This window comes from Microcoleus sp. Pol12B5 (assembly GCF_036701335.1).
Classification (GTDB): Bacteria; Cyanobacteriota; Cyanobacteriia; order Cyanobacteriales; family Microcoleaceae; genus Microcoleus.
In genome coordinates this window covers 52,457-73,553 of sequence record NZ_JAUBQQ010000010.1, presented here as the reverse complement: position 1 = coordinate 73,553, position 21,097 = coordinate 52,457, and the positions used below count along the sequence as shown (strand labels likewise).

At 44.9% G+C, this 21,097-nt stretch carries 16 protein-coding genes; 6 read left to right on the top strand and 10 right to left on the bottom strand.

The annotated features are described in order from the left end of the window. Positions 1–36: 36 nt before the first annotated feature. The 5 genes from QUA24_RS07990 to petC form a co-directional block, all read right to left on the bottom strand. Complete coding sequence (locus tag QUA24_RS07990) at positions 37–1,164, bottom strand: FAD-dependent oxidoreductase (protein ID WP_333228654.1); 1,128 nt, start codon at positions 1,162–1,164, stop codon at positions 37–39. Between the two features lie 239 nt (positions 1,165–1,403). Next, positions 1,404–1,847: a photosystem II protein PsbQ gene (psbQ, locus tag QUA24_RS07985; protein WP_333228652.1), complete on the bottom strand. Its 444-nt coding sequence runs from the start codon at positions 1,845–1,847 to the stop codon at positions 1,404–1,406. A 111-nt stretch (positions 1,848–1,958) separates the two neighbouring features. Beyond that, positions 1,959–2,810, bottom strand: coding sequence for an alpha/beta fold hydrolase (locus QUA24_RS07980; RefSeq protein WP_333228651.1), 852 nt, complete (start codon positions 2,808–2,810; stop codon positions 1,959–1,961). A 105-nt stretch (positions 2,811–2,915) separates the two neighbouring features. Then, entirely contained in the window at positions 2,916–3,905 is a 990-nt protein-coding gene (gene petA, locus QUA24_RS07975) for a cytochrome f (RefSeq protein ID WP_333216176.1), read from the bottom strand. A gap of 165 nt (positions 3,906–4,070) precedes the next feature. Then, positions 4,071–4,613, bottom strand: a complete 543-nt coding sequence (gene petC, locus QUA24_RS07970; RefSeq protein WP_242717315.1) for a cytochrome b6-f complex iron-sulfur subunit — start codon at positions 4,611–4,613, stop codon at positions 4,071–4,073. A gap of 214 nt (positions 4,614–4,827) precedes the next feature. Here petC and QUA24_RS07965 point away from each other — a divergent pair, with 214 nt between their 5' ends. Continuing rightward, on the top strand, positions 4,828–5,145 hold the full coding sequence (locus QUA24_RS07965; protein ID WP_333036983.1) for a DUF3067 family protein: 318 nt from the start codon (positions 4,828–4,830) through the stop codon (positions 5,143–5,145). Between the two features lie 411 nt (positions 5,146–5,556). Beyond that, positions 5,557–5,865, top strand: a complete 309-nt coding sequence (locus QUA24_RS07960; RefSeq protein WP_333044070.1) for a carbon dioxide-concentrating mechanism protein CcmK — start codon at positions 5,557–5,559, stop codon at positions 5,863–5,865. Positions 5,866–6,220: 355 nt separating this feature from the next. Here QUA24_RS07960 and pip read toward each other — a convergent pair whose 3' ends face one another. The 4 genes from pip to QUA24_RS07940 all read right to left on the bottom strand — a co-directional run bounded on the left by pip (position 6,221) and on the right by QUA24_RS07940 (position 11,924). Then, complete coding sequence (gene pip, locus QUA24_RS07955; protein ID WP_333228649.1) at positions 6,221–7,168, bottom strand: prolyl aminopeptidase; 948 nt, start codon at positions 7,166–7,168, stop codon at positions 6,221–6,223. Between the two features lie 50 nt (positions 7,169–7,218). Continuing rightward, positions 7,219–7,986, bottom strand: a complete 768-nt coding sequence (gene tatC, locus QUA24_RS07950) for a twin-arginine translocase subunit TatC (protein WP_333228751.1) — start codon at positions 7,984–7,986, stop codon at positions 7,219–7,221. A 638-nt stretch (positions 7,987–8,624) separates the two neighbouring features. Next, on the bottom strand, positions 8,625–9,572 hold the full coding sequence (locus QUA24_RS07945) for an NAD(P)-dependent alcohol dehydrogenase (RefSeq protein WP_333228647.1): 948 nt from the start codon (positions 9,570–9,572) through the stop codon (positions 8,625–8,627). Between the two features lie 177 nt (positions 9,573–9,749). After that, a complete protein-coding gene (locus tag QUA24_RS07940; protein ID WP_333228645.1) occupies positions 9,750–11,924 on the bottom strand; it encodes an EAL domain-containing protein in 2,175 nt (724 codons plus the stop codon). A 245-nt stretch (positions 11,925–12,169) separates the two neighbouring features. On the opposite strand from QUA24_RS07940, the gene QUA24_RS07935 reads away from it, so the two are divergent. The 4 genes from QUA24_RS07935 (at position 12,170) to QUA24_RS07920 (ending at position 19,560) form a co-directional block, all read left to right on the top strand. Further along, positions 12,170–16,030, top strand: a complete 3,861-nt coding sequence (locus QUA24_RS07935) for a PAS domain S-box protein (protein ID WP_333228643.1) — start codon at positions 12,170–12,172, stop codon at positions 16,028–16,030. A 253-nt stretch (positions 16,031–16,283) separates the two neighbouring features. After that, positions 16,284–17,042 (top strand): SDR family oxidoreductase, encoded by a 759-nt coding sequence (locus tag QUA24_RS07930; protein ID WP_333228641.1) that lies wholly within the window; start codon positions 16,284–16,286, stop codon positions 17,040–17,042. Between the two features lie 136 nt (positions 17,043–17,178). Then, complete coding sequence (locus QUA24_RS07925; protein WP_333228639.1) at positions 17,179–18,276, top strand: DJ-1/PfpI/YhbO family deglycase/protease; 1,098 nt, start codon at positions 17,179–17,181, stop codon at positions 18,274–18,276. A 579-nt stretch (positions 18,277–18,855) separates the two neighbouring features. Continuing rightward, positions 18,856–19,560 carry a rhomboid family intramembrane serine protease gene (locus QUA24_RS07920; RefSeq protein WP_333228638.1) on the top strand — a complete coding sequence of 235 codons (705 nt, stop codon included), beginning with the start codon at positions 18,856–18,858 and terminating at the stop codon, positions 19,558–19,560. 96 nt (positions 19,561–19,656) lie between these two features. Here QUA24_RS07920 and QUA24_RS07915 read toward each other — a convergent pair. Next, positions 19,657–21,097 (bottom strand): calcium-binding protein (locus QUA24_RS07915; RefSeq protein ID WP_445242588.1); only part of this gene is annotated, 1,441 nt, incomplete at its 5' end.

The window sequence follows — 21,097 nt, the reverse complement described above, 5'->3', positions numbered from 1 at the left end:
ATGAATGGCTGTCTTGATTGTATTAACATTTGTTAATTATTGCAAAATCATTTCTCGAATCGATCGCGCTGTTGCAGGGGCCAGCAGAACACCGTTGCGATAGTGGCCGCTGGCGATCAAAACGCGATCGTTACCGGGAAGCGTCTCGATAATTGGGGCCGGCCGCCCTTCCGGCCGCGGGCGCAATCCCGACCATTTCCTGATAATTTCAGCTTCTGCTAAGGCCGGACAAAGTGATCTCGCCCTCGCCATCACTTGCGCCAACATATCAGCATTCGCCGGAATTTCCCCGCCATTTTCTGAAAACTCCACCGTCGCCCCCACCCAAAATTCCTGATTTCCCACAGGCACAATGTGAACGTCATCGCAAGTAATTACTGGCCTAAAATCTGGGTTTCCTAAAGGCTTGGCCGATCGCAAATGCAGCGCTTGTCCCAACACCGGGCGAATGTCAACAAACTGATTTAACGATGCAGTCACAGCAGCAGAACCCAAACCAGCCGCCACAATTAGTCGATCGAAATTTTCAATAACAGGCAAGATGCCTGTTCCACAAGACTTATTGACAGCAATGGAAGATGGGAGTTGAATCTCAGACACCTGAGAATCCCACTCAGTAATGCCTTGAACTTCCACTCCAAACTCAAAATTAACTCCTTTGAGTTTAGCAGCATCAACCAAAGCCAAAGTTAGCGCCGTCGGATCGACTTGCCGGTCTTGAGGCGAATAAATCGCAGCAATAATGCGATCGTTTATAGCAAGATGAGGGCAGCGAGATCGCACTCGTTCCACATCCCAAAGTTCCAATTGCCAACCTTGAGAGTCGCGAGTGGCTATCAACTTTTCCCACTTACTTAAATCCTCTCCCTCCGAACACAGCATTAAAATTCCCTGTTTGTTAAAAGGAATTTTTCGCCCCGTAACTGCTTCCAATTCTGGAATCAAAGTTTCGTAGCGCTGAAGGCTGGTTTCTCTCAACTGCCAATTTCTACCCTTAGTTTTGTGGCTGATAACTCCCATCAAAACACCGAGTGCAGCGCCAGTAGAAGCTTGTGCCGGCGGCTGTTTGTCGAACACAGTAACTTGCAGTTCGGGAAATTGACTTAGTTCAAAGGCGATCGAAGCCCCAATAATACCGCAACCAATAATTGCAACGCGAACCATTCAATTTTAGATTATAGATTTTAGATTTTAGATTTTAGATTAACAGTTTCCTAGGTTTTGTCCATATAAACCTTTTCTGGACGGGCAAGATGCCCGCCCCACAAAAAAACTAATTCTTTCTTTGTGGAACAGGCATCTTGCCTGTTTTTGACAATGATACGCCCTACAAGAAAACTGATTCTTTCTTTGTGGAACAGGCATCTTGCCTGTTCTCGATGCCAGATGTGAGCTAAGGCTAATTAAGCTTTAGGAATTAGCTGCAAGAAAGTATCAAAATCATTGACAGCTTTTTGATAGCTTGCCGTGACTTTTGCATAGTCAAGCTCTTTAGCAGCCAGATCAATGTTAACCAAATTGGTAAACAAACTCTTAGTTAAATCAACAGCTTGTTGTTGAGAACTAGGCAACAAACTCGCAGAGACGGTTTTCATTACATTCCGCAAGTCGCCTAGAGGCCCGTGAATGTAAGTTCTGGTATCAATCCAATTCCGTTTTTGAATTAGGGTTCCCAGTTTATCCATGCGCGATCGGAACTCTGTCAGAGTAGGAACATAGCGCTGAATTTGCTGGGTCTGGGCTGCTGTGTAAGTCGTTGGAACTTTTGCTTCCACACTGCTGCAACTAACCAGAAATGCCATCAAAAACGCCATCATCAAGGCAAAAATTGAACGGGGACGAGTCATATCGATTTTAGATTTTAGATTTTAGATTTCTCGATCTCAGGAAAAGGCTGGAAATGCAGCTCGGCGAGGAGCTGGTTCACTGACCTAGCACCGAGAGTTATGTACAAAGTATTATTTTACCTCCTGGCGGCGCAGAAAACTTATCACAGCATCGCCAACTTTTTCTGACCAATGTTCTTGAGGATAATGCCCCGCTTGTTCCAGTGTGACTAACTCTGCATTTTGCAGGGAACCCACTAGCTTTTGAACTGGTTCAACACTCAGCCAAGGATCTGTCAAACCCCAGACAAATAAAGTTGGTCGAGTCCATCCTTTCAAGCCGGATTCAATTTCTGCCATTGACTGCGGCAATTGAATATTGCGAACTGTATTCATCAGCGATCGACCTGCATCCGAACTCTTCAAAAACGGGCGGCGGTAAACATCTAAATCCTTGTCTGATATTGTCTGGCGGCTGCCACCTTCGAGAGTTCTGTCAACCAAAAGCGGGTCTTGCGTCATCATGTCGCCAATAAAAGGCAGCCCCAACTGCTGCATTTTCCAAGGCAATTTTATATCTGCTGAAACTGGTGTATTTATGATGGCTAGACGCTCAATTTTATCGGGATTGCGTAAAGCGTATTGAATGCCGGCTGAAGCTAAAAATCCTTGGACAACGAGGTAAAATCGGTCTAATTCTATAGCTTGAATAAAGCCAGCAAGGGCGTCAACAAAAGCATCGGGAGTGTAGGCAAAGTCGCGCTTGTCTGGTTTTGTCGATCGCCCGTAGCCCACCCAATCTGGGGCGATCGATCTAAATCCCTGTGCAGCCAAATCCGGCATCATTACAGTCCAGGTAAAACTCTGAGACGGCAAACCGTGCAGCAGCAGTACGGGCGGTTTACCAGTTTCGTTAACCGGATTTGTTTCCCGATAAAACCATTGCAGCGGGCCTACTTCAACTATCTTCTCATCAATTAACATTATTTTACTTGTTATTTATCAAAGAATAAGGCGGGGAATACCCGCCCTACTTACCTAATAGTTGGGTGCACACATAGTACCTTACCCAACTAATTACAGCCGCGTTTAGAAATTCATTTCAGCAGCTTGAACTTTTTCGACCTGTTTCTTCTTGAGAACCAGCATGATTTGAGCCAGCATGGTTATAGCCACGAAAGCCATCAATCCTTTAACTCGACCTGCACTTTGCAGCACAATCTCCACGTCTTTTTGACCGAAGCCACCCACATTAGGATTGTTCGTCAAAAGTTCACCTGCTGCAACTGTTTGTCCTTCAGTAACAATCAGTTCTGGGCCTGCGGGAATCGTATCAACAACGGCTGCACCTTCAGCAGGTTGAATTGTCACTTCATAACCGCCAGCTTCCGGTTGAGCAATCTTAGAAATGCTGCCAGCTACCGAAGCATTGTAAACAGTATTATTGCTCTTTTCGCCAGTAGGATAAACCTGACCGCGACCGCGGTTGCCGCCAACATAAATTTGGTATTTGCCGTAGTGAACCGACTTGTCAGTTTCTGGATTCGGCGACAAAACTGGGAATACCAATTCTTTGTACTGTTCTCCCGGCACCGGGCCCACTAAAAGAATATTTTCTTGGGTTTCGCTGTAAGGTTGGAAGTAAAGATCGCCGACTTTTTCCTTCATTTCTTCGGGAATTCTGTCAGCGGGAGCAATCTTGAAACCTTCGGGCAACATCACAACTGCGCCGACATTCAAGCCACCTTTGCTGCCGTCGCCGACAACTTGTTGCACGCTAGTATCGTAGGGAATCTTGACAATAGCTTCAAACACTGTGTCAGGCAAAACCGATTGCGGCACTTCAACTTCAGTCACTTTTGCACCGAGGTGACAGTTAGCGCAAACAATGCGGCCTGTTGCTTCGCGGGGAGTAGCGGGTGCTGTTTGCTGAGCCCAGAAAGGGTAAGCAAATGCTGCTTGGGGAAGTGCGATGTCGCTGGTAAGGAAAAACCCTGCGGCTACGATCGCAATTAAGGCTGTTTTCGCGATCGTCCTGGCACTGCGGCGAAATATCGCAGATAAATTAGTTTGTGGCATTAGAGTATTCAATCTCAAAGGTCAGACAATTTTGGATTTTGGATTTTGGATTTTGGATTTTGGATTTTGGACTTTGGATTATTAGACTGCTTTAGGGATGCAATTATCTGTGGTTTTCACCATTCACCCCATATCTAAAATCTCAAATCTAAAATCCAAAATAGTTTAAGACCACCAAGGTGCTTCGCCGGTGCGGAAATCTGTTTCTGTCCAAGTTGTAAAAGCGATCTTGTCATCTGCGACAGTGGCGTGGGCCAGGGCCAGAGACAAAGGCGCGGGGCCGCGCACCACTTTGCCCTCATTATTGTATTGAGAACCGTGGCAAGGACAGATAAACTTGTTTTCGCTAACATTCCAAGGCACGACGCAACCCAAGTGAGTGCAGACTGCATTGATACCGTAGTCGGCTATAGATTGGTCTTCTTTGACCACAACATAGGTGGGGTCGCCTTTGAGACCTTGGGCTAAGCTGCGATCGCCCGCAGGGTGCGAAGCCAAATATTCGCTAACGATGATGTCGTTACCCAAAGCATCTTTAGCTGTCACTCCGCCCCCAACTGCCCCACTCGACGGAGGAACAAAATATTGGACAACGGGATAGAGTGCGCCCAGTGCCACACCTGTGACTGTACCGAACGTCAGCAAATTCATAAATTGGCGACGCCCCATATCGGGAACATCGGGATTTCCAGCAGAAGATTGAGCCATGACCTGCCTTTACGGTTTTAAGTTACGTTTGTTTGTTAGCTGTTAGCGAACTTGTACGTGCAGAGGAAGGAGGATAATTGCCGTTAATCTGCTCGCACAAATTTTAGGCCGCGAAAATTCCTTTTAAGAATGCGCCTTCCAGCCTTTATTAGAGTATTATTACATTTTTTGAACTTTGTCTTTTATTGTTTAATGGATTAACTCAGGAGCAACCATGACGGGCCAGGATTTACACCAGCTACTGCTAGAAAAATGGGGAAAGTCTTACGATATCAGATTGCGGCGAACGCGGGGCAAGATTTTTGTACAAGTTATGTGGAAATATCTAGAACAGGCATCTTTTCCGATGACGGAGGCTGATTATTTCGAGCATTTGGATGCGGTGGCCAATTACCTCAACGGCTGGGGAAGCACTGAACAGGTGAGAGAATACATCGTAACTACTCGCGATCGCCCGCGTTTGGGCAAAGCTGTCAGCGTTCCTCTAGATTTGGGTGAAAGAGCCTCCGAGTGGTTGCTAGACGAGTTTTGAATCACTCAGTCGATTTTAGATTTTAGATTTTAGATTTTAGATTGACTCCACAGCCGGGATCTGGGGGAGTTCCCTCAAGTTTTGTGTCGCGCCGCGGCTGGATTAGTTGAGCCCAAAGTCCCGAAAATCGATCGGCGAGCTTGTCATACGACTTCCTGCTGGTGAGAAACTAAGCTGTGGCGCATCTAATTTGCACAGTTGTTTGGATTCAAAGTCTTGTGTGGCGGGCTTTGCTGCGCGCCCCCAACTGTGGGATTTAAATGCCGCAACAGTTTCTGGGGCTTTTTAGGGGCTTTTAAAATTTTGGGCGATCGGACTTCTAGCTTACCAAAATCATCCGAAGCAATTTCTGTCAACAATTTCACATACAATGAGTGTCAGATATCTTGTGAAATTTAGGAGAATGTTGTAATGGGTGTTGCACTGGGAATGGTTGAAGTCTTAGGATTTCCCGCTGCAGTAGAAGTTGCGGACTCAATGGTGAAAGCAGCCCGTGTTACTTTAGTTCGCTATGAGAAAATAACCCGCGCCTACTGGACAATTATAGTGCGAGGAGATGTTTCTGAAGTGCAAGCAGCCGTTGCTGCTGGAATTGAATCAGTTAAAAAGGTCGATGGCGGAAAGTTGCTATCGTATCACATAATTGCTCGTCCCCACGAGAATCTGGATTACATTTTGCCGATCGGCTACACTCCAGAAGTGGAACAGTTCCGAATGTAGTCAAAGTTTTGACAAAACTTTGGTGTGGAATTTTAACTTTTAGTAATTATAGAGGCGCGGGCGATCGTGTCTCTATATTTTTTATCAACCTTAAAATTGAGCGCTCGCCCCATACTCAGCAATAAATTACCATCACGCGCCAAATATTTATAGGAGTAATTTAAAATTAGCAATTAACCATTAGCAATTTGGATGACCGAAAGCATCCAGGATACAAGCCCCCGGATTCATTCCGAAAGCAGACTCAGGACCCAGAAATAAAAAACCTGTATCCGATGAAACTTGCCCCCGAATTTATCCGTAGGGTCAATGCTTCAATTCTTTAATCTAAAATCTAAAATCTAAAATCGATTGACTACCAGTCTGCGAACTTATCTGTTGCCTCAATTAAACAGGTGCGAATTCCCGGTTCGCTCATCGAATGTCCGGCATCTGCAACTACAATGAACTCAGCTTCAGGCCAAGCACGATGAAGTTCCCACGCCGACATCATCGGACAAACAACATCATATCTTCCCTGAACGATAACCGCCGGAATCTTGCGGATGCGATCGATATTTAAAAGCAATTTATCTTCCGGATCTATAAATCCCTTATTGATAAAATAATGGCACTCAATTCTGGCAAACGCCTCCGCGAAAGCATCAATCCCAAACCTTTGCTTTAAATCTAAATCTGGAAATAATCTACTCGTACTCCCTTCCCAAATTGACCAAGCACGAGCCGCTTCTAATCTAATTTGATCGTCTGGACTCGTCAAGCGTTGGTAATAAGCTGTTAGCAGATCATCCCTTTCATTTATGGGGATAGGTTTAACATATTCCTCCCAAGCATCCGGGAAAATATAACTTGCTCCTTCTTGATAAAACCAGCGAATTTCTTTTTGTCTCAACATAAAAATGCCCCGCAAGATTAAACCCTTGCAACGGTCGGGATGGGTTTGACTGTAAGCTAAAGATAGAGTGCTTCCCCAACTACCACCAAAAACAACCCATTGATGAATATTTAAATATTCTCGAAGTTTCTCAAGATCGTTGACTAAATCCCAAGTGGTATTTTCTTGCAATTCTGCATGAGGTTTACTTTGACCGCATCCGCGTTGGTCAAACATCACCAAACGCCACTTTTCCGGGTCAAAATATTGTCGATAAAAAGGCGGACATCCACCTCCTGGTCCCCCGTGTAGCAATACAATAGGTTTTCCCTCTGGGTTGCCAGATTCTTCAAAATGAATGGTATGGAGGTCAGAAACTTTGAGTTCTCCTTCGTTATAAGGTTGTCTGGGCGGGTAAAGTTCTCGCATTTTTTCAAGGATTTATAACTCGATAGTGTTGATTTTACATCATTAAGAAATCACCGTCCTAAAAGCTTCACTAAACCAACCCCGCCAAAATACAAGCCGAGCACCGCACCTCCTAAAAGACTTTGCGTTAAAGGGTCAGTAGAAGGCGTTAACACCGCTCCCAAAACTGCCGCTCCCAAGACTACATACCGCCAGCCGGAGAGCATTTGGTTGGAAGAAACTATGCCCAAAACGCCGAGCAATACTTGGACGATCGGGATTTGAAAAGCTAAGCCAGTGCTGAACATTAACAGCAGCACAAATTTAAAGTATTTGTCGATCGACCACAACTGCTCTACAACATCCGCCCCATAGGTAACAAAGAAGTTGAGCGCCGCCGGAATCAGAGCGATGTAAGCAAAGACTAACCCGCCCAAAAATAGGAAACTCGAACCGAAAAACACCGGCCCCAGCAACCTGCGTTCTTTGCGAGTCAAGCCGGGGAGAACAAACAGCGCTATCTGGTAAAAAATAAACGGACTGGCGAGGAGCAAACCGCTGTATCCGGCCACTTCGATAGAAACAAAGAAATACTCGCCGGGAGCTAGTTGCAGAAACTTGACGGGCCCGGCGGGTACTTCTAGCAATTGTACGATGGGTTTAACTGTGAAAAAGCAACCGATTACAGCGACTGCTACGGCAATTAGCGAGTAGAAAAGTCGCTGTCGCAATTCTTCTAAATGGTCGAACAAAGACATTTCAACTTCGTCGGGAAGTTCATCGAGATATTCATTTTCTAGGTTGCGGGAACCCAGAAAACTGTCGGCGATTAGTGCAATGTTATTTTCCGGGATAACTGCTTTGTCTTCTAAGTTACTGACACCCTCGAAATCATCGGCTATGGATGCAATGCTATTTTTAGCTCTAACTTTTTTATCTTCTAAGTTACTGACAGCTTCTAAATCATCGGCGATTGGTGCAATGCTATTTTCCTCGCTAAATGCTTCGTCTTCTAAGTTACTGACAGCCTCTAAATCATCGGCGATGGGTTCAATACTATTTTCCTCGCTAAATGCTTCGTCTTCTAAGTTACTGACAGCCTCTAAATCATCGGCGATGGGTGCAATGCTATTTTCCTCGCTAACTGCTTCGTCTTCTAAGTTACTGACATCCACTAAATCATCGGCGATGGGTTCAATGCTATTTCCCTCGCTAACTTCTTCGTCTTCTAAGTTACTGACATCCACTAAATCATCGGCGATGGGTTCAATGCTATTTTCCCGGCTAACTTGTTCTAGGTTGTTGTCGGAACCTTGTTCGGATGTCTCCAAGTCTGAGGGCACAGTCATAGGTATTGTTGATTTTATTTAGGTTTTACGTTTATTAGTCTTGGGTGCAGGTGGTAGCAGAAATCAGTTTCTGGATTAAGGGGGATCGCTCTTTTTACTTTAAGCCCATTGGTTAGCCATAATTTTTTTTAGCCATCAATCACGATCGCAATTTTGCCGATCGCGCGGCCCGTTTCGCTGTAAGCGTGGGCTGCTGCTACTTCTGCTAAGCTGTAAGTGCGATCGACAATCGGCTCAACTTTATCGGATTCTATTAACTCCCGCAAAGCCCCTAAATCGCTGGTGTTGGCATTGGCTAGAATGAATTTAGCTTTTTTGCCCGATAAAAACCAGCTCGTTAACATCGGTGCGAGGTTGTCGAAACTCGGCAAAGTCGAGATATAAACTCCCTCTGGTTGCAGCACTTTTTCGCATTCAGCAAATGTTCTTGTCCCGACAGCATCCAAAATTATATCATATTTTTCGGGCTGTTGAGTAAAGTCAATTTCAGCGTAATCCAGAACAAAGTTCGCTCCCAAACTCTTGACAAATTCTCTATTTTTAGCACTGCAAACTCCCGTTACTTCCGCGTTCATTGCTTTCGCAACTTGCACGGCAAAAGTGCCGACTCCGCTGGAACCGCCGTTAATCAATACTTTGTTTCCTGCTTGAAGTTGACCCAAATCCCTGAGCGATTGCAAAGCAGTTAAACCTGCGATCGGTACTCCTGCTGCTTCTGCATGAGTGATGTTTTTCGGTTTAATTGCTGCATCCGATTCTGGCACGGCCGCGTATTCGGCGCAAGCACCCCCATTGATGGGATTTAAGAAAGTATAAACTTCATCTCCGGGTTGAAATTTGGTGACTTCCCGGCCGACTTCCACCACAACTCCCGATATGTCAGAACCGACTATTCGAGGAAAGTTAAATCCTGTTAATAGTTGCAGGTGTCCTTTCCGGATTTTCCAGTCTACAGGATTGACGCTGCTAGCCCGAATTCGCACTAACAATTCGTTGGATTTGGCGATCGGCTTTTCCAACTCTCGGTACTGCAATTCCTCGGCTGAACCGTAGCGATCGAACGCAACTGCTTTCATGGCAAATTTTCCGGTTTATTTCCAATAGAACACTCAATCCTTTACAATTACAGCACATTCGATCTTAATGTGACACAGTAAATTGAGCCAGCCTTGTAGCAGCGGGCGATCGACTCTTAGAGGCCTCCTGACAGGGGGCAGGCGTGAGGTAATGGGCCCGCTGGCCCAGTGCGAGGGCTAGCGATTAAAATTAATAGGCACGGGGCGGGCGATCCCATAACCCTGAGCATAATCTACTCCAATCTCCCGCAATTTTTCTAAGATAGTCTCGTCTTCGACAAACTCAGCTATAGTTTCAAGATTCATCGCATGGGCAATACGATTAAAGCCTTCAACCAGCGCTTGAGAAATCAAATTATGACTAATATTCTTGACAAAAGCACCATCAATTTTTAGATAATCAACTGGTAAATTTATCAGATACGCAAAGGAACTCAACCCACTCCCAAAATCATCTAAAGCAAAGCAACAGCCAATCTTTTTGAGTTCGCTCATGAAATATCTGGCTTGCTCAAAGTTTGCGATCGCTGCGGTTTCCGTGATTTCAAAACCAATGCTTTGTGGGGGGACTTGATAGCGAGAAAATTGTTCGATTAAAAACCTCATAAACTGATTGTTACTAATGCTAGCCCCAGAAAGATTGATCGTATACAAGCCTTGACTAAGAACATCTTTTTCCGGCAGTTTATGGTAATTAGAGAAAAAAGTTTGGATTACCCAACAATCGATCTCAGTGATCAAGCCGTAACGCTCGGCGGCGGGAATAAACTCATTTGGAGATACTAATTTTCCATTTTCGTCCAGCATTCTAACCAAAATCTCATAATGCTCTACTAATGGTTTAGAGGTAATAGAGACAATCTTTTGATAGTAAAGACAAAAACGATTGGTTTCCAGCGCTCGGCTGATTTGGGAAATCAACTGCCTCTCACCACGTTGTTTAATTAGTTCGCTATCATCTAGACTATAAATATGAACACAGTTGCGGCCTCTGGCTTTGGCAGCATAACAAGCTGCATCAGCCGCTCCCAGAAGCTCCCTCAAATCTTGGCTTGTTTGGTCAATAGCAACAACTCCAATGCTGACTCCGATGATAAAGGTTTTGCCATTCCAAATAAACCGAAACTGATGCACTAGGTCTTTGAGGTTTTCGGCAATCTGAGTTGCTTGAGAGAGCGAACATTGAGTGAGCAAAATACCAAACTCATCACCTCCCAAGCGAGCCAGCATATCATGAGCACGGACTCCCTGTTGAATAAGTGCGGTGATTTGGCGCAGTAGCTCATCGCCAGCAATATGACCTACGGTATCATTAACGACTTTGAACTGATCTAAATCTAAATAACAGAGAGCGTGCTGGTGATTGCTATCTTTAAAAGAGGCGATCGCCTCAACTAGGTGCTGCTCAAATTTTCGACGGTTAATTAACCCCGTTAGGGAATCGTGACTAGCTTCCCAAGAGAGTTGACGGGTGAGATAGCGCGATTCAGTAACATCATGAAAGACGATTACTGCCCCGATAATTTGACCTTGGCGGTCTCGAATAGGTGCTGCCGAGTCAGCAATGGGATACTCGGTTCCATCATCGGCAATCAGAATAGTATTGTTAGCTAAGGTCACAATTCGCTCCTCTAATAGAGCCATGTTTATAGGATTCTCTACTGGCTCTCGCGTTACTTGATCGACAATTAGGAAGACTGTAGAGAAAGGAACTCCTTGAACCTCATGAGTTTTCCAGCCTGTCAGTCGCTCAGCTATAGGATTAAAATATCTCACCCTACCTTGGGCATCAGTAGTAATGACCGCATCGCCAATGGATTGCAGTGTCACTTGAGCCAATTCCTTTTCGGCAAAGAGAGACTCTTCGAGACGTTGCCGTTCTTCAATTTCTCTCAACAGACGTAAATTTTGCTTTTGCAGTCTTTGTTGCAGCCTTCGGATCGTTAGGTGGGTTTCGACACGAGCTAATACTTCTTCGACTTGAAATGGCTTAGCAATATAATCTACCCCTCCAGCAGTAAGCCCTTGCACCTTATTAAAGGTTTCATTTAGCGCACTCAAAAAAATTATGGGAATGTCGGCAGTGCGCTCGTCAGATTTTAATTTTCGGCAAACTTCATAACCATCAATATCAGGCAATTTAATGTCTAGTAAGATTAACTCCGTCGATGGCGATTGGGCGGCTCTGAGCGCCATTGCTCCTGTTATAGCACTGCGAACTTTATAACCCTCTTCCCTCAAAGTATCCCTGAGCAGACGCAGGTTATCAGGCAGATCGTCAACAATTAAAATATTGCCTCGGTAGTTTGTAGCTCGATCGCTAACCCTATCGCTAGTTCTATGGACAATCATACTCATTTCCCTAGTTTCCTGCTAGAGGAATATAAACATATGCACAAATAGTATAGTTGAATTATTAGGTTATAAAGCTGACTTTACGCAGAAAGAAGTTCTGCGATCCCGGAGATATTGGGCTGGCAAGGGGGCGCAGCCCTACAAAATCTGAATAGTTCGGTTAGGGGCAGTCCCCCCGTGGTTGCCCTTCTTCGCTTCGCCTAACATCAGAAGAAGAGTATTTCAACCCAAGCAGCCGATTTATGAGCAAACGGATTTCTCACATGGCAAGTCTACTCGTCATTGCGATCGGGTGTCTCGTGCTGCTTGGTTGGCAATTTGACATCTCGCTACTCAAAAGCGGTTTTCCCGGTATGACTTCGACCATGAAAGCAAACACGGCAATTTGCTTTTTGCTGGCTGGAGTGTCTTTGAAATTGTTACAGTACCAAAGAACCCGACTGCACAATTGCATCGCTCAATGGATGGCAGGATTGATAATAATCCTCGGTATGCTGACGCTGATCCAGTATATTTTTGGTTGGAAGCTGGGTATTGATGAGTGGCTTTTCCCAGATTTCGTGTCTTCAGCGACTCCTTATCCGGGAAGAATGGGACTAAATACCGCCCTAAATTTTGTGCTGATGGGACTAGCACTATTACTCTTAGGGCAAAACTCCCAACGCGATACTTGGTTGGCTCAGATTTTTAGTAGTGTTGCAACTTTAATTTCTCTACTAGCTTTATTTGCACACCTATTCCATGTCGATATTTTTGAACGTTTGGCTACAATTACGACGACTCAACCCGTAAACACGATCGCCACCTTTTTCATCCTCTATGGAGGAATTTTATGCCTCCGTCCCAAACAAGGATTAATGCAAGTAGTAAACAGTCCCCTGGTGGGCGGAGTAATGGTTCGGTGGTTGCTGCCTTGGGGGACAATCTTTCCAGTGACACTGAACTGGTTGACTCTTCAGGGACAAAATTTAGGCTGGTATAACGTTAATTTTGGCTATACATTGCGTTCAACTGTTATGGTTGTCACGTTCTCAATTCTCATCTTGGGGACGGCTCGCTCTTTAAACCACATAGATTACAAGCGCCAACAAGCGGAAAAAGAAATTAAAAAACTTAACGAAACTTTAGAAATTCTTGTGGCTGAAAGAACAGATGCTTTACAAAAATCGCAGGCTCGTTTTGCGGGAATTCTAGAAATCGCCAATGATGCAATTATTTCAGTCGATCGCACTCAACGCATTACCCTGTTTAATCAAGGGGCAGAAAAGATGTTTGGCTATAAAATTGAGGATATTTTAGGGAAGCCACTGAATTTACTGCTGCCAGAACAGTTTAGAGATGCACATCCGCAGCATATCAAACAATTTGCACAGTCTTCTACCAGAGCGCGAAGGATGGGAGAACGAGGCGAGATTTTGGCTCGTCGTCAAGATGGAACGCAGTTTTCGGCTGAAGCCTCTATTTCTAAGCTGGAAATGGGAGACGAAACGGTATTTACTGTTATTTTGCGCGATATTAGCGATCGCAAACAAATTGAGATGGCTTTACGAAACAGTGAAGAGCAGTTTCGCCATGCGTTTGAAGATGCCTCTATCGGGATGGCGATCGTTTCACTTGATGGGCACTGGATTAAAGTCAATCCTGCCTTATGTCAAATTCTTGGCTACTCCTCAGAAGAGTTGTTAGCGTTAACTTTCCAAGACATCACCCATCCTGACGATTTAGACGCGGATCTTAGGTATGCACATCAACTATTAGCAGGAACAATTTCAACTTACCAACTGGAAAAACGGTATTTCCATAAACAAGGACATATAATTTGGATTCTTCTTGATGGCTCGCTAGTACAAGATGGACAGGGAAATCCACTTCATTTTATTGCTCAAATCCAAGACATTACCACTCGAAAAGAAGCTCAAAAAACGCTTGAACTTCAAAGCGTTATCATGAATAACATGGCAGGAGGAGTGTGTTTAATCAAAGCCTCAGACCTCCTGATCGTCTACACCAATCCTACTTTTGACGCTATGTTTGGCTACACAGAGGGCGAACTAGCCGGTCAATCCGTTGGTGTCTTGAATTATGTCGATACAAATTTTACACCAGATGTAACCGTTCTAGATATCGTCACTCAAATTGAACAGACCGGGGCAGCGAAATATGAAGTCCAGAATAGAAAGAAAGATGGAACTCTCTTTTGGTGCAGAGTTCATACATCCAGGTTTGAGCATCCTGAATACGGAACTGTATATGTTGCCGTTCAGGAGGACGCAACAGAGCTAAAACTGGCTGAGCAAGCCTTGCAAGCAACCACAAATCGCCTCAACTTTCTTCTAAACTACAGCCCCGTGGTCATTTTTAGCAGTAAACCTGCTGGCGATTATGGTGCAACGTTCATCAGCGAAAATATCAAAGATATATGGGGCTACAAAACCAGCGAGTTTTTAGAAGATTCTAAATTTTGGGTGAATCACTTACACCCCGATGATGTAGAAACAGTGGTTCATGGCTTAGCAAATCTATTGGTTAATGATTTGTATTTCCAGGAATACCGTTTTCGTCGCTCCGATGGGGTTTATCGCTGGATGCTCGCTCAGTTTAGGCTAATTCAAGATCATTCAGGTACACCAGTAGAAATCTTGGGATATTTAATTGACATTAGCGATCGCAAACAAGCTGAGTTGGAATTTCACCAGGCAAATGAAGCAAACCAAGCCAAGACTGTCTTCCTCGCGAATATGAGCCACGAACTCCGCACCCCGCTCAACTCTATTTTGGGATTCACCCAATTGATGAGCTATGAGAGAAATCTGACTCCTTCTCTCCAAGAACGTTTACAGATTGTCAATCGTAGCGGTAGACATTTATTGGACTTAATTAACGATATTTTAGATTTATCCAAAATAGAGAGCGGACGGATGACACTCAATCTTTCTGACTTTGATTTGATAAATTTGCTGGCTTCTATTGAAGAAATGTTTCAAGTTAAAGTCCAATCTAAAGAATTGCAACTAATTTTCGAGCTAGCTCCCGACATTCCTCAATTTGTACATAGCGACGAGAAAAAACTTTATCAAGTCTTGGTCAATCTGCTCAGTAATGCGATTAAGTTTACCAACCAAGGAAGCGTCACCCTACGGGTAAGAGCAGCAAAAAGAGACAAAACATCCTGTCACCTATGTTTTGAAGTTGAGGATACAGGCGTGGGAATTGCGCCCACAGAAATTGATACCCTATTTAAGGTATTTGTGCAAGCTCAAGCTGGGAAGAATTTGAGTCAAGGCAGTGGGCTTGGTTTAGCCATTAGTCAAAAACTCGTCAAACTTATGGGCGGTCAAATTCGGGTTAAAAGCACTTTGAACCGAGGTAGCACTTTTTCCTTTGATATTGGTGTACAGTTACCTCAAGCAGAATCCTTAGTCCCAGAATCAATTAATCAAAGAGTAATTGGTTTAGCTCCCGGACAACCGACTTACCGCATTCTTATTGTTGAAGATTTAGAAGAAAATCGTCGCTTGTTAATCGAGATCCTGAGTTCGGTTGGTTTTGAGGTGAGAGAAGCAAAACAAGGAGTGGAGGCAGTCTCACTCTGGGAGAGTTGGCGGCCGCACCTGATTCTGATGGATCTGCGAATGCCGATCGTGGATGGCTACACAGCTACTAAATATATTAGAGAACGCCCTCAAAGCCAAGAAACTGTCATTATTGCTTTAACTGCCAGTATTTTTGAAGAAGAGCGAGAGAAAGTTCTTATGGCTGGTTTTAACGACTTTATAAGTAAGCCATTTGAGCAGAGAGAACTTTTTGACAAACTCGCTAAATATTTGGGAGTGCAATATATCTACGAAGTCGTAGAACCAGCTCCACAAAAACAATTAGTTGAAACGGTGTCTGTAGAAGATCTATCAGTAATGTCCCCTGAGTGGTTAGAGCAAATGTATCAAGCCGCTTACTATCTCGATACCGAAGTTATGAACGAATTAATCGTACAAATTCCCGAATCCAAACCAAGTTTCTCCAAAGCACTAACTGATTATATCAATAATTTTAATTCTGATCGAATTATGGCTCTGATTCGACCTTTGCTGCCGAATCCACTGTAGTTATCGAGTTTAAGGACAAAGAAGTTATAGTGCTTTCAGAAGTGGCTATATTTCCAATAGAAACCAACCTGGGAAAAGATTTGGAAGTTTTTGGAGATGTGTGTTGCAGATATCTATCAGTATGACGCAATGGCATATACATTAGATGGAATCTGCTGTATAATATAGCAATTATTTTTTTAAAGAGGATTTATTTTTTTTATTAACCGCAGAGGGCGCAGAGGCCACAGAGAAAGAGAAAAGAGAGACAGAAATGATTGATTTAACCGGAAAGGTAATTTTAGTAACTGGTGGCTCGAAAGGGATTGGTGCAGTGACGGTGCGGACTCTGGTTAATGCTGGGGCTGAGGTGATTTTGCATTACTTTCGCAGTCACAAAGAAGCTGAAGCGGTAGCAGCAAGTGTTGCGCGCGATCGCTGTTATTTATTGGCAGCAGATTTGAGGGTGGAAAACGCGGCCTCGACTTTGTGGCGTGATGCTTTAAAATGGCGCGGTCATATTGATATTTTAGTTAATAATGCGGGGATTATGCAGTCAGCGGGTATCGAGGACGAGTTCGATATTTGGTCGTCAGCTTGGCAGCAAACTCTACAAGTTAATTTAGTTGCCGTTGCCGATTTGTGCCGGGAATCTATTCTGCATTTTCAAACTCGCCGAGTCGGTACAATTATTAATATAGCAAGTCGCGCTGCTTTTCGCGGCGATGACCCGAATTATCTGCACTACGCCGCTTCTAAAGGTGCTATTGTTGCTTTAACTCGCAGCATTGCTAGAGGGTTTGCGGCTGATAATATTTTGGCATTTACAGTTGCACCGGGATTTGTCCGTACAGAAATGTCTAATCAGTTTATTCAAGAGTTCGGTGAAGCTGATATTATTCGCGATATCCCGATCGGCAAAATCGCTCCTCCTCAAGATGTTGCTAATGTTATCGCGTTTTTAGCGTCGGGTTTAGCTACACACGCTACCGGGACTACGATCGACATTAATGGAGCCTCTTACGTGCATTGAGACAGTTCTGAAAAATACCTCTCAAGGCTCACGCTGACATCTTTTAAAAATCACTAATTTATCACTTTAGCAAGACGCTAAAAACATCATAAATGACTTAATGTTAGATGAAAAGATAGTCTGAGGAAAGTTGATTATGACAACAAATAACGGCATCAACACCAAACGAGTTGCCATACTCATTGAAAATGGAGTTGAAGATTCCGAATTTCTAGTTCCTTACAACGCCTTAAAACAATCAGGATTTGAAGTAGTTGTCCTCGGTTCTCGGACAAACGAAAAGTATGCAGGGAAACAAGGAAAAGTTGCCCAGCAGGCTGACGGAACTACCACAGAAGCAGTACCAGCAGAATTCGATGCAGTGATAATTCCCGGCGGTATGGCTCCCGATACAATGCGGACTAATCCCAATACAGTACGGTTTGTACGAGAAGCATTTGAGCAAGGAAAAATCGTCGCTGCGGTTTGCCACGGCCCGCAAGTTTTGATTGAAGCCGACTTGCTGAAAGGCAAAAATGCCACAGGTTTCTTGTCGATTAAAAAAGACATGATCAATGCCGGAGCTAACTACATCAACGAAGCTTTAGTCGTTGACGGCAACTTGATCACTTCCCGCCAACCGGGAGATTTAGCAATATTTACCACCGCAATTCTGGCTCGCCTCGGTTACGGCGGAAAAGAAGTCGGTTTGCCAGAAGAAACTGACACAAATGCAGAATGGTGGAAATTAGCTAATGGTTGGGGAGGTTCTACACAAGGCGACATTGTTAAAGCTTTGAATACCGCCCTCGCAGGGGAACGCTATGCTTGCGAAGCCTTTGAACATTATGCGGAAAAAACCCAAGACAGCGATTTGCGATCGCTCTTGAGAGAAATGATTCAAAATAAACAGAACCACATCCTCGCTATCGAAAAGCGCCTCAACGATTTCGGTGAAAAACCCTCAATTCCCGCCCAAATTGCTGACAAATACGCTAAATTAAAAGCCTCAATGCAAGGAACAGATGAAACGTTCTTGCTGCGGAGCACTCTCGGCGATTTGCAAACTGGTGTTGTCGATATCAACAACCTGCGGGTGAAGTTCACAGATCCCGTATCAACTGCCATTTTGACAGAGATAGAATCCGATTTATCCAAGTGTGAGCAAGTCGTTGCTAAACTCTACCGCGTCCGTGCAGTTTCCCAGGAAATTAAGTCGCCTAAACCTTCGACTAGCCCCGCTGTAAAAATGTAATCAGCAAGCGGATAAATAAGTTTGTAGTTTTGTTGAAAGGTAAAAACCCGCACGAATATCGCAACTACAAACTTGCTCGCCCATCCTAGAATATACCCTTTGCGGTCAAATAAAACCCAACACTAAAAAGCAGATATTCAACTAACTGCAAAGTGGAGGGTTTTATTCAATAGGTTTTATTTTTGTTTCAGCGGGAGACGGTGGGTTTAAAGGAAGCTTGCGACATCCAAGGGCGGTACAAGCCCCCGGATTCATCCGTGCATAAATAAAAAATATAGTATCCAATAAGCAGCCCCCGGATACATCCGTGAGGTCGCTTTCTTGAATTCTTCAATTCTAAAACCGAAAATCTAAAATCTAAAATCTAAAATCGATTAACCAGCCCTCGGATACATCCGTGAGGTCGCCTTCTTAAATTCTTAAATTCTTAAATTCTTAAATTCTTAAATTCTTTAAATCTAAAATCCAAAATCTAAAATCTAAAATCGATTGGCTTGTTTCCTCTTCCTTTAGACAGGAGACACCTGGGCTATAAATGCGCTACTGTGTTGCCAATATTTTGATGAGGAAAAAAAGGCTGTGGTTCCCTTACGCGATGAAAATCCCATTACTATCACTCCCTATGTCACCTACGGGCTGATTGCGGCAAACATATTAGTATTTTTGTACGAACTCAGTTTGGGCGATCGACAATTAACCGAATTTTTCTACTCTTGGGCCGTAGTTCCTTGCCAGTTAAGCAATATGTGTCGGGTTGCTCTGCCCGTTTCGCCATTTCCCGAATGGACGACACTAATTAGTTCCCAATTCCTGCACGCAGGCTTTCTTCACATTGCCGGAAATATGTTATTTTTGTGGATTTTTGGCAACAACGTAGAAGACCGTTTAGGACACGTCAAATTTATAATATTTTACCTTACTTGCGGCGTTTTAGCATCACTAACTCAGTGGTTTTTTTCCTCCGCATCTGCCATTCCTTCTCTAGGTGCTAGCGGCGCGATCGCAGGCGTGATGGGAGCTTACATTCTCAGATATCCCCAAGCCAAAGTTCTCACACTGCTGCCCTTAGGAATCTTTATTACCACTGTCAGAGTCCCCGCTTTCTTCTTTCTAGGATTTTGGTTTGCACAGCAAGCATTGAGCGGCCTGGCTTCCTTGAATGCCCCGGCAAGTGTCGGCATGGAATCCGGGGGAGTTGCTTACTGGGCCCACGCTGGCGGCTTTGTTTTCGGCGCTATTCTAGGCCCTTTGTTGGGACTTTTTTCTGAAGATAATCGGATTTAATTTTTCACCGCAGATGAACAAAAATTAACGCAGATAAACTGCCAAGGAAATCGGCGTTAATCTGCGTTAATTTGTGGTTTCAAACCTCTTATCTTCCTAGATAAACGTCAAGTCAAATTCCGAAAGAGCAGAAACCCCAGTTACACCATTTAACTTCGCCAAAATGCGAGAGTCGGCGCCACTGAGGTTATTGCCATTGCCGTCATAAATAATGTAAGTATTGCCGCCGGAATCGTAGGCAAACAAGAAAGCACTTCCTCCCAGAATATTTGCAGAAACCGTTGTCTGCACATTTAGCAGAACTTGGGTGTTACCGCTGAGATTGGCAAATCCGGGGGCAAAATTAAACTGATCGGCGATCGGCACACCGAGACCGCTAAAATCAGTAATCACATCGTATCCGCCCGCCGCGATCGCAGCCTCGATCGCCGCCGAAGAAGACGCATCAAAAGCCGGCCCACCTTGTGCAGGGCTGGTATAGCGGAATTGATTGTTGCCGCCACCCCCTGTCATGGTATCTGCGCCGAGGCCCCCTACGAGCACGTCGTTATCCACACCGCCGTTAATCGTATCGTTGCCGCCTTGACCGTCAATAGTATCGCTGCCCGCCAAACCGTCCAAATTGTCCGGCAAAGAACCCCCAACTAAATTGTTAGGCCCGCTATCAGCAGGCAAGATTTGAACGGTGACAGTACCTACGCCCGGAACTGTCCCGAATCCGTCGCTGACGCTGTAGGTGAAAGCAGTTGTACCCGCTACGTTGCCGGGGATGAATTGCACTTGAGAGACAAGATTTACAGCTACCCCCAGTTGTGGTGTGCTGACATTGATAATGCTGAGTGTCCCTTTTTGCGGACTGGAATCGTTCGCCAGTACGTCGATGAAAGTGGGCAGCAAATTATTCGTATTGGTAAAGACGATGCCGTCATCGACAGCAATCGGCGACAGGATAGTTGGAACAGTTACGGAGGTATCGAAAGAATTGATGTTAATCGCTACTGAGGCTGCTGCCGTGCCGCCTTGGTCGTCAGCTACGCTGTAGCTGAAAGAACCGGCTTGCCCGATCACGTTTGTTCCCGGTTGGAATTTCAGCCCAAGTAAATCCTGAACGGTTAACTTTTGGTTCACGGCGACCGGGTTCGTACCCGTAATTACCTGACCAAAAGTAGGATTGGGAAGTCCGACTACCGCGATCGACAGCGGCTGGCCCTCCGGGTCGCTAGGCGCCGAAATGCTCAGAGACAGAGGCAAATTCTGCAAACCAGTCACCGTCTTGCCAGCTTCCACGATCGGCGGCTGGTTAGGAGTCGGAGATGTAAAACTCGGCGGAGTCGGTCCCCCGCCTAAAGGCGGAGGAGTTGGGGGCGCCGCAGTTGGAGTGGGGACGATCGAAGGACTCGGACTCGGAGTTGTCCCGCCGGCAGTCGGAGTCGGAATCGGACTCGGACTCGGAACCTGTGTCGGCAATGTCCCCGTTGTGGGACTCGTGGTTGTCCCCGTTGTGGGACTCGTGGTTGTCCCCGCTGGTGTAGGAGTT

Bases quoted from the DNA above. Each gene is read 5' to 3' on its own strand.
- QUA24_RS07945 (WP_333228647.1), bottom strand. From the start codon at position 9,572: ATGAAAGCAGTTGCGTTCGATCGCTACGGTTCAGCCGAGGAATTGCAG.
- petA (WP_333216176.1), bottom strand. From the start codon at position 3,905: ATGCCACAAACTAATTTATCTGCGATATTTCGCCGCAGTGCCAGGACG.
- QUA24_RS07980 (WP_333228651.1), bottom strand. From the start codon at position 2,810: ATGTTAATTGATGAGAAGATAGTTGAAGTAGGCCCGCTGCAATGGTTT.
- QUA24_RS07960 (WP_333044070.1), top strand. From the start codon at position 5,557: ATGGGTGTTGCACTGGGAATGGTTGAAGTCTTAGGATTTCCCGCTGCA.
- QUA24_RS07940 (WP_333228645.1), bottom strand. From the start codon at position 11,924: ATGATTGTCCATAGAACTAGCGATAGGGTTAGCGATCGAGCTACAAAC.
- QUA24_RS07990 (WP_333228654.1), bottom strand. From the start codon at position 1,164: ATGGTTCGCGTTGCAATTATTGGTTGCGGTATTATTGGGGCTTCGATC.
- petC (WP_242717315.1), bottom strand. From the start codon at position 4,613: ATGGCTCAATCTTCTGCTGGAAATCCCGATGTTCCCGATATGGGGCGT.
- psbQ (WP_333228652.1), bottom strand. From the start codon at position 1,847: ATGACTCGTCCCCGTTCAATTTTTGCCTTGATGATGGCGTTTTTGATG.
- QUA24_RS07925 (WP_333228639.1), top strand. From the start codon at position 17,179: ATGACAACAAATAACGGCATCAACACCAAACGAGTTGCCATACTCATT.
- QUA24_RS07930 (WP_333228641.1), top strand. From the start codon at position 16,284: ATGATTGATTTAACCGGAAAGGTAATTTTAGTAACTGGTGGCTCGAAA.
- QUA24_RS07965 (WP_333036983.1), top strand. From the start codon at position 4,828: ATGACGGGCCAGGATTTACACCAGCTACTGCTAGAAAAATGGGGAAAG.
- pip (WP_333228649.1), bottom strand. From the start codon at position 7,168: ATGCGAGAACTTTACCCGCCCAGACAACCTTATAACGAAGGAGAACTC.
- QUA24_RS07935 (WP_333228643.1), top strand. From the start codon at position 12,170: ATGAGCAAACGGATTTCTCACATGGCAAGTCTACTCGTCATTGCGATC.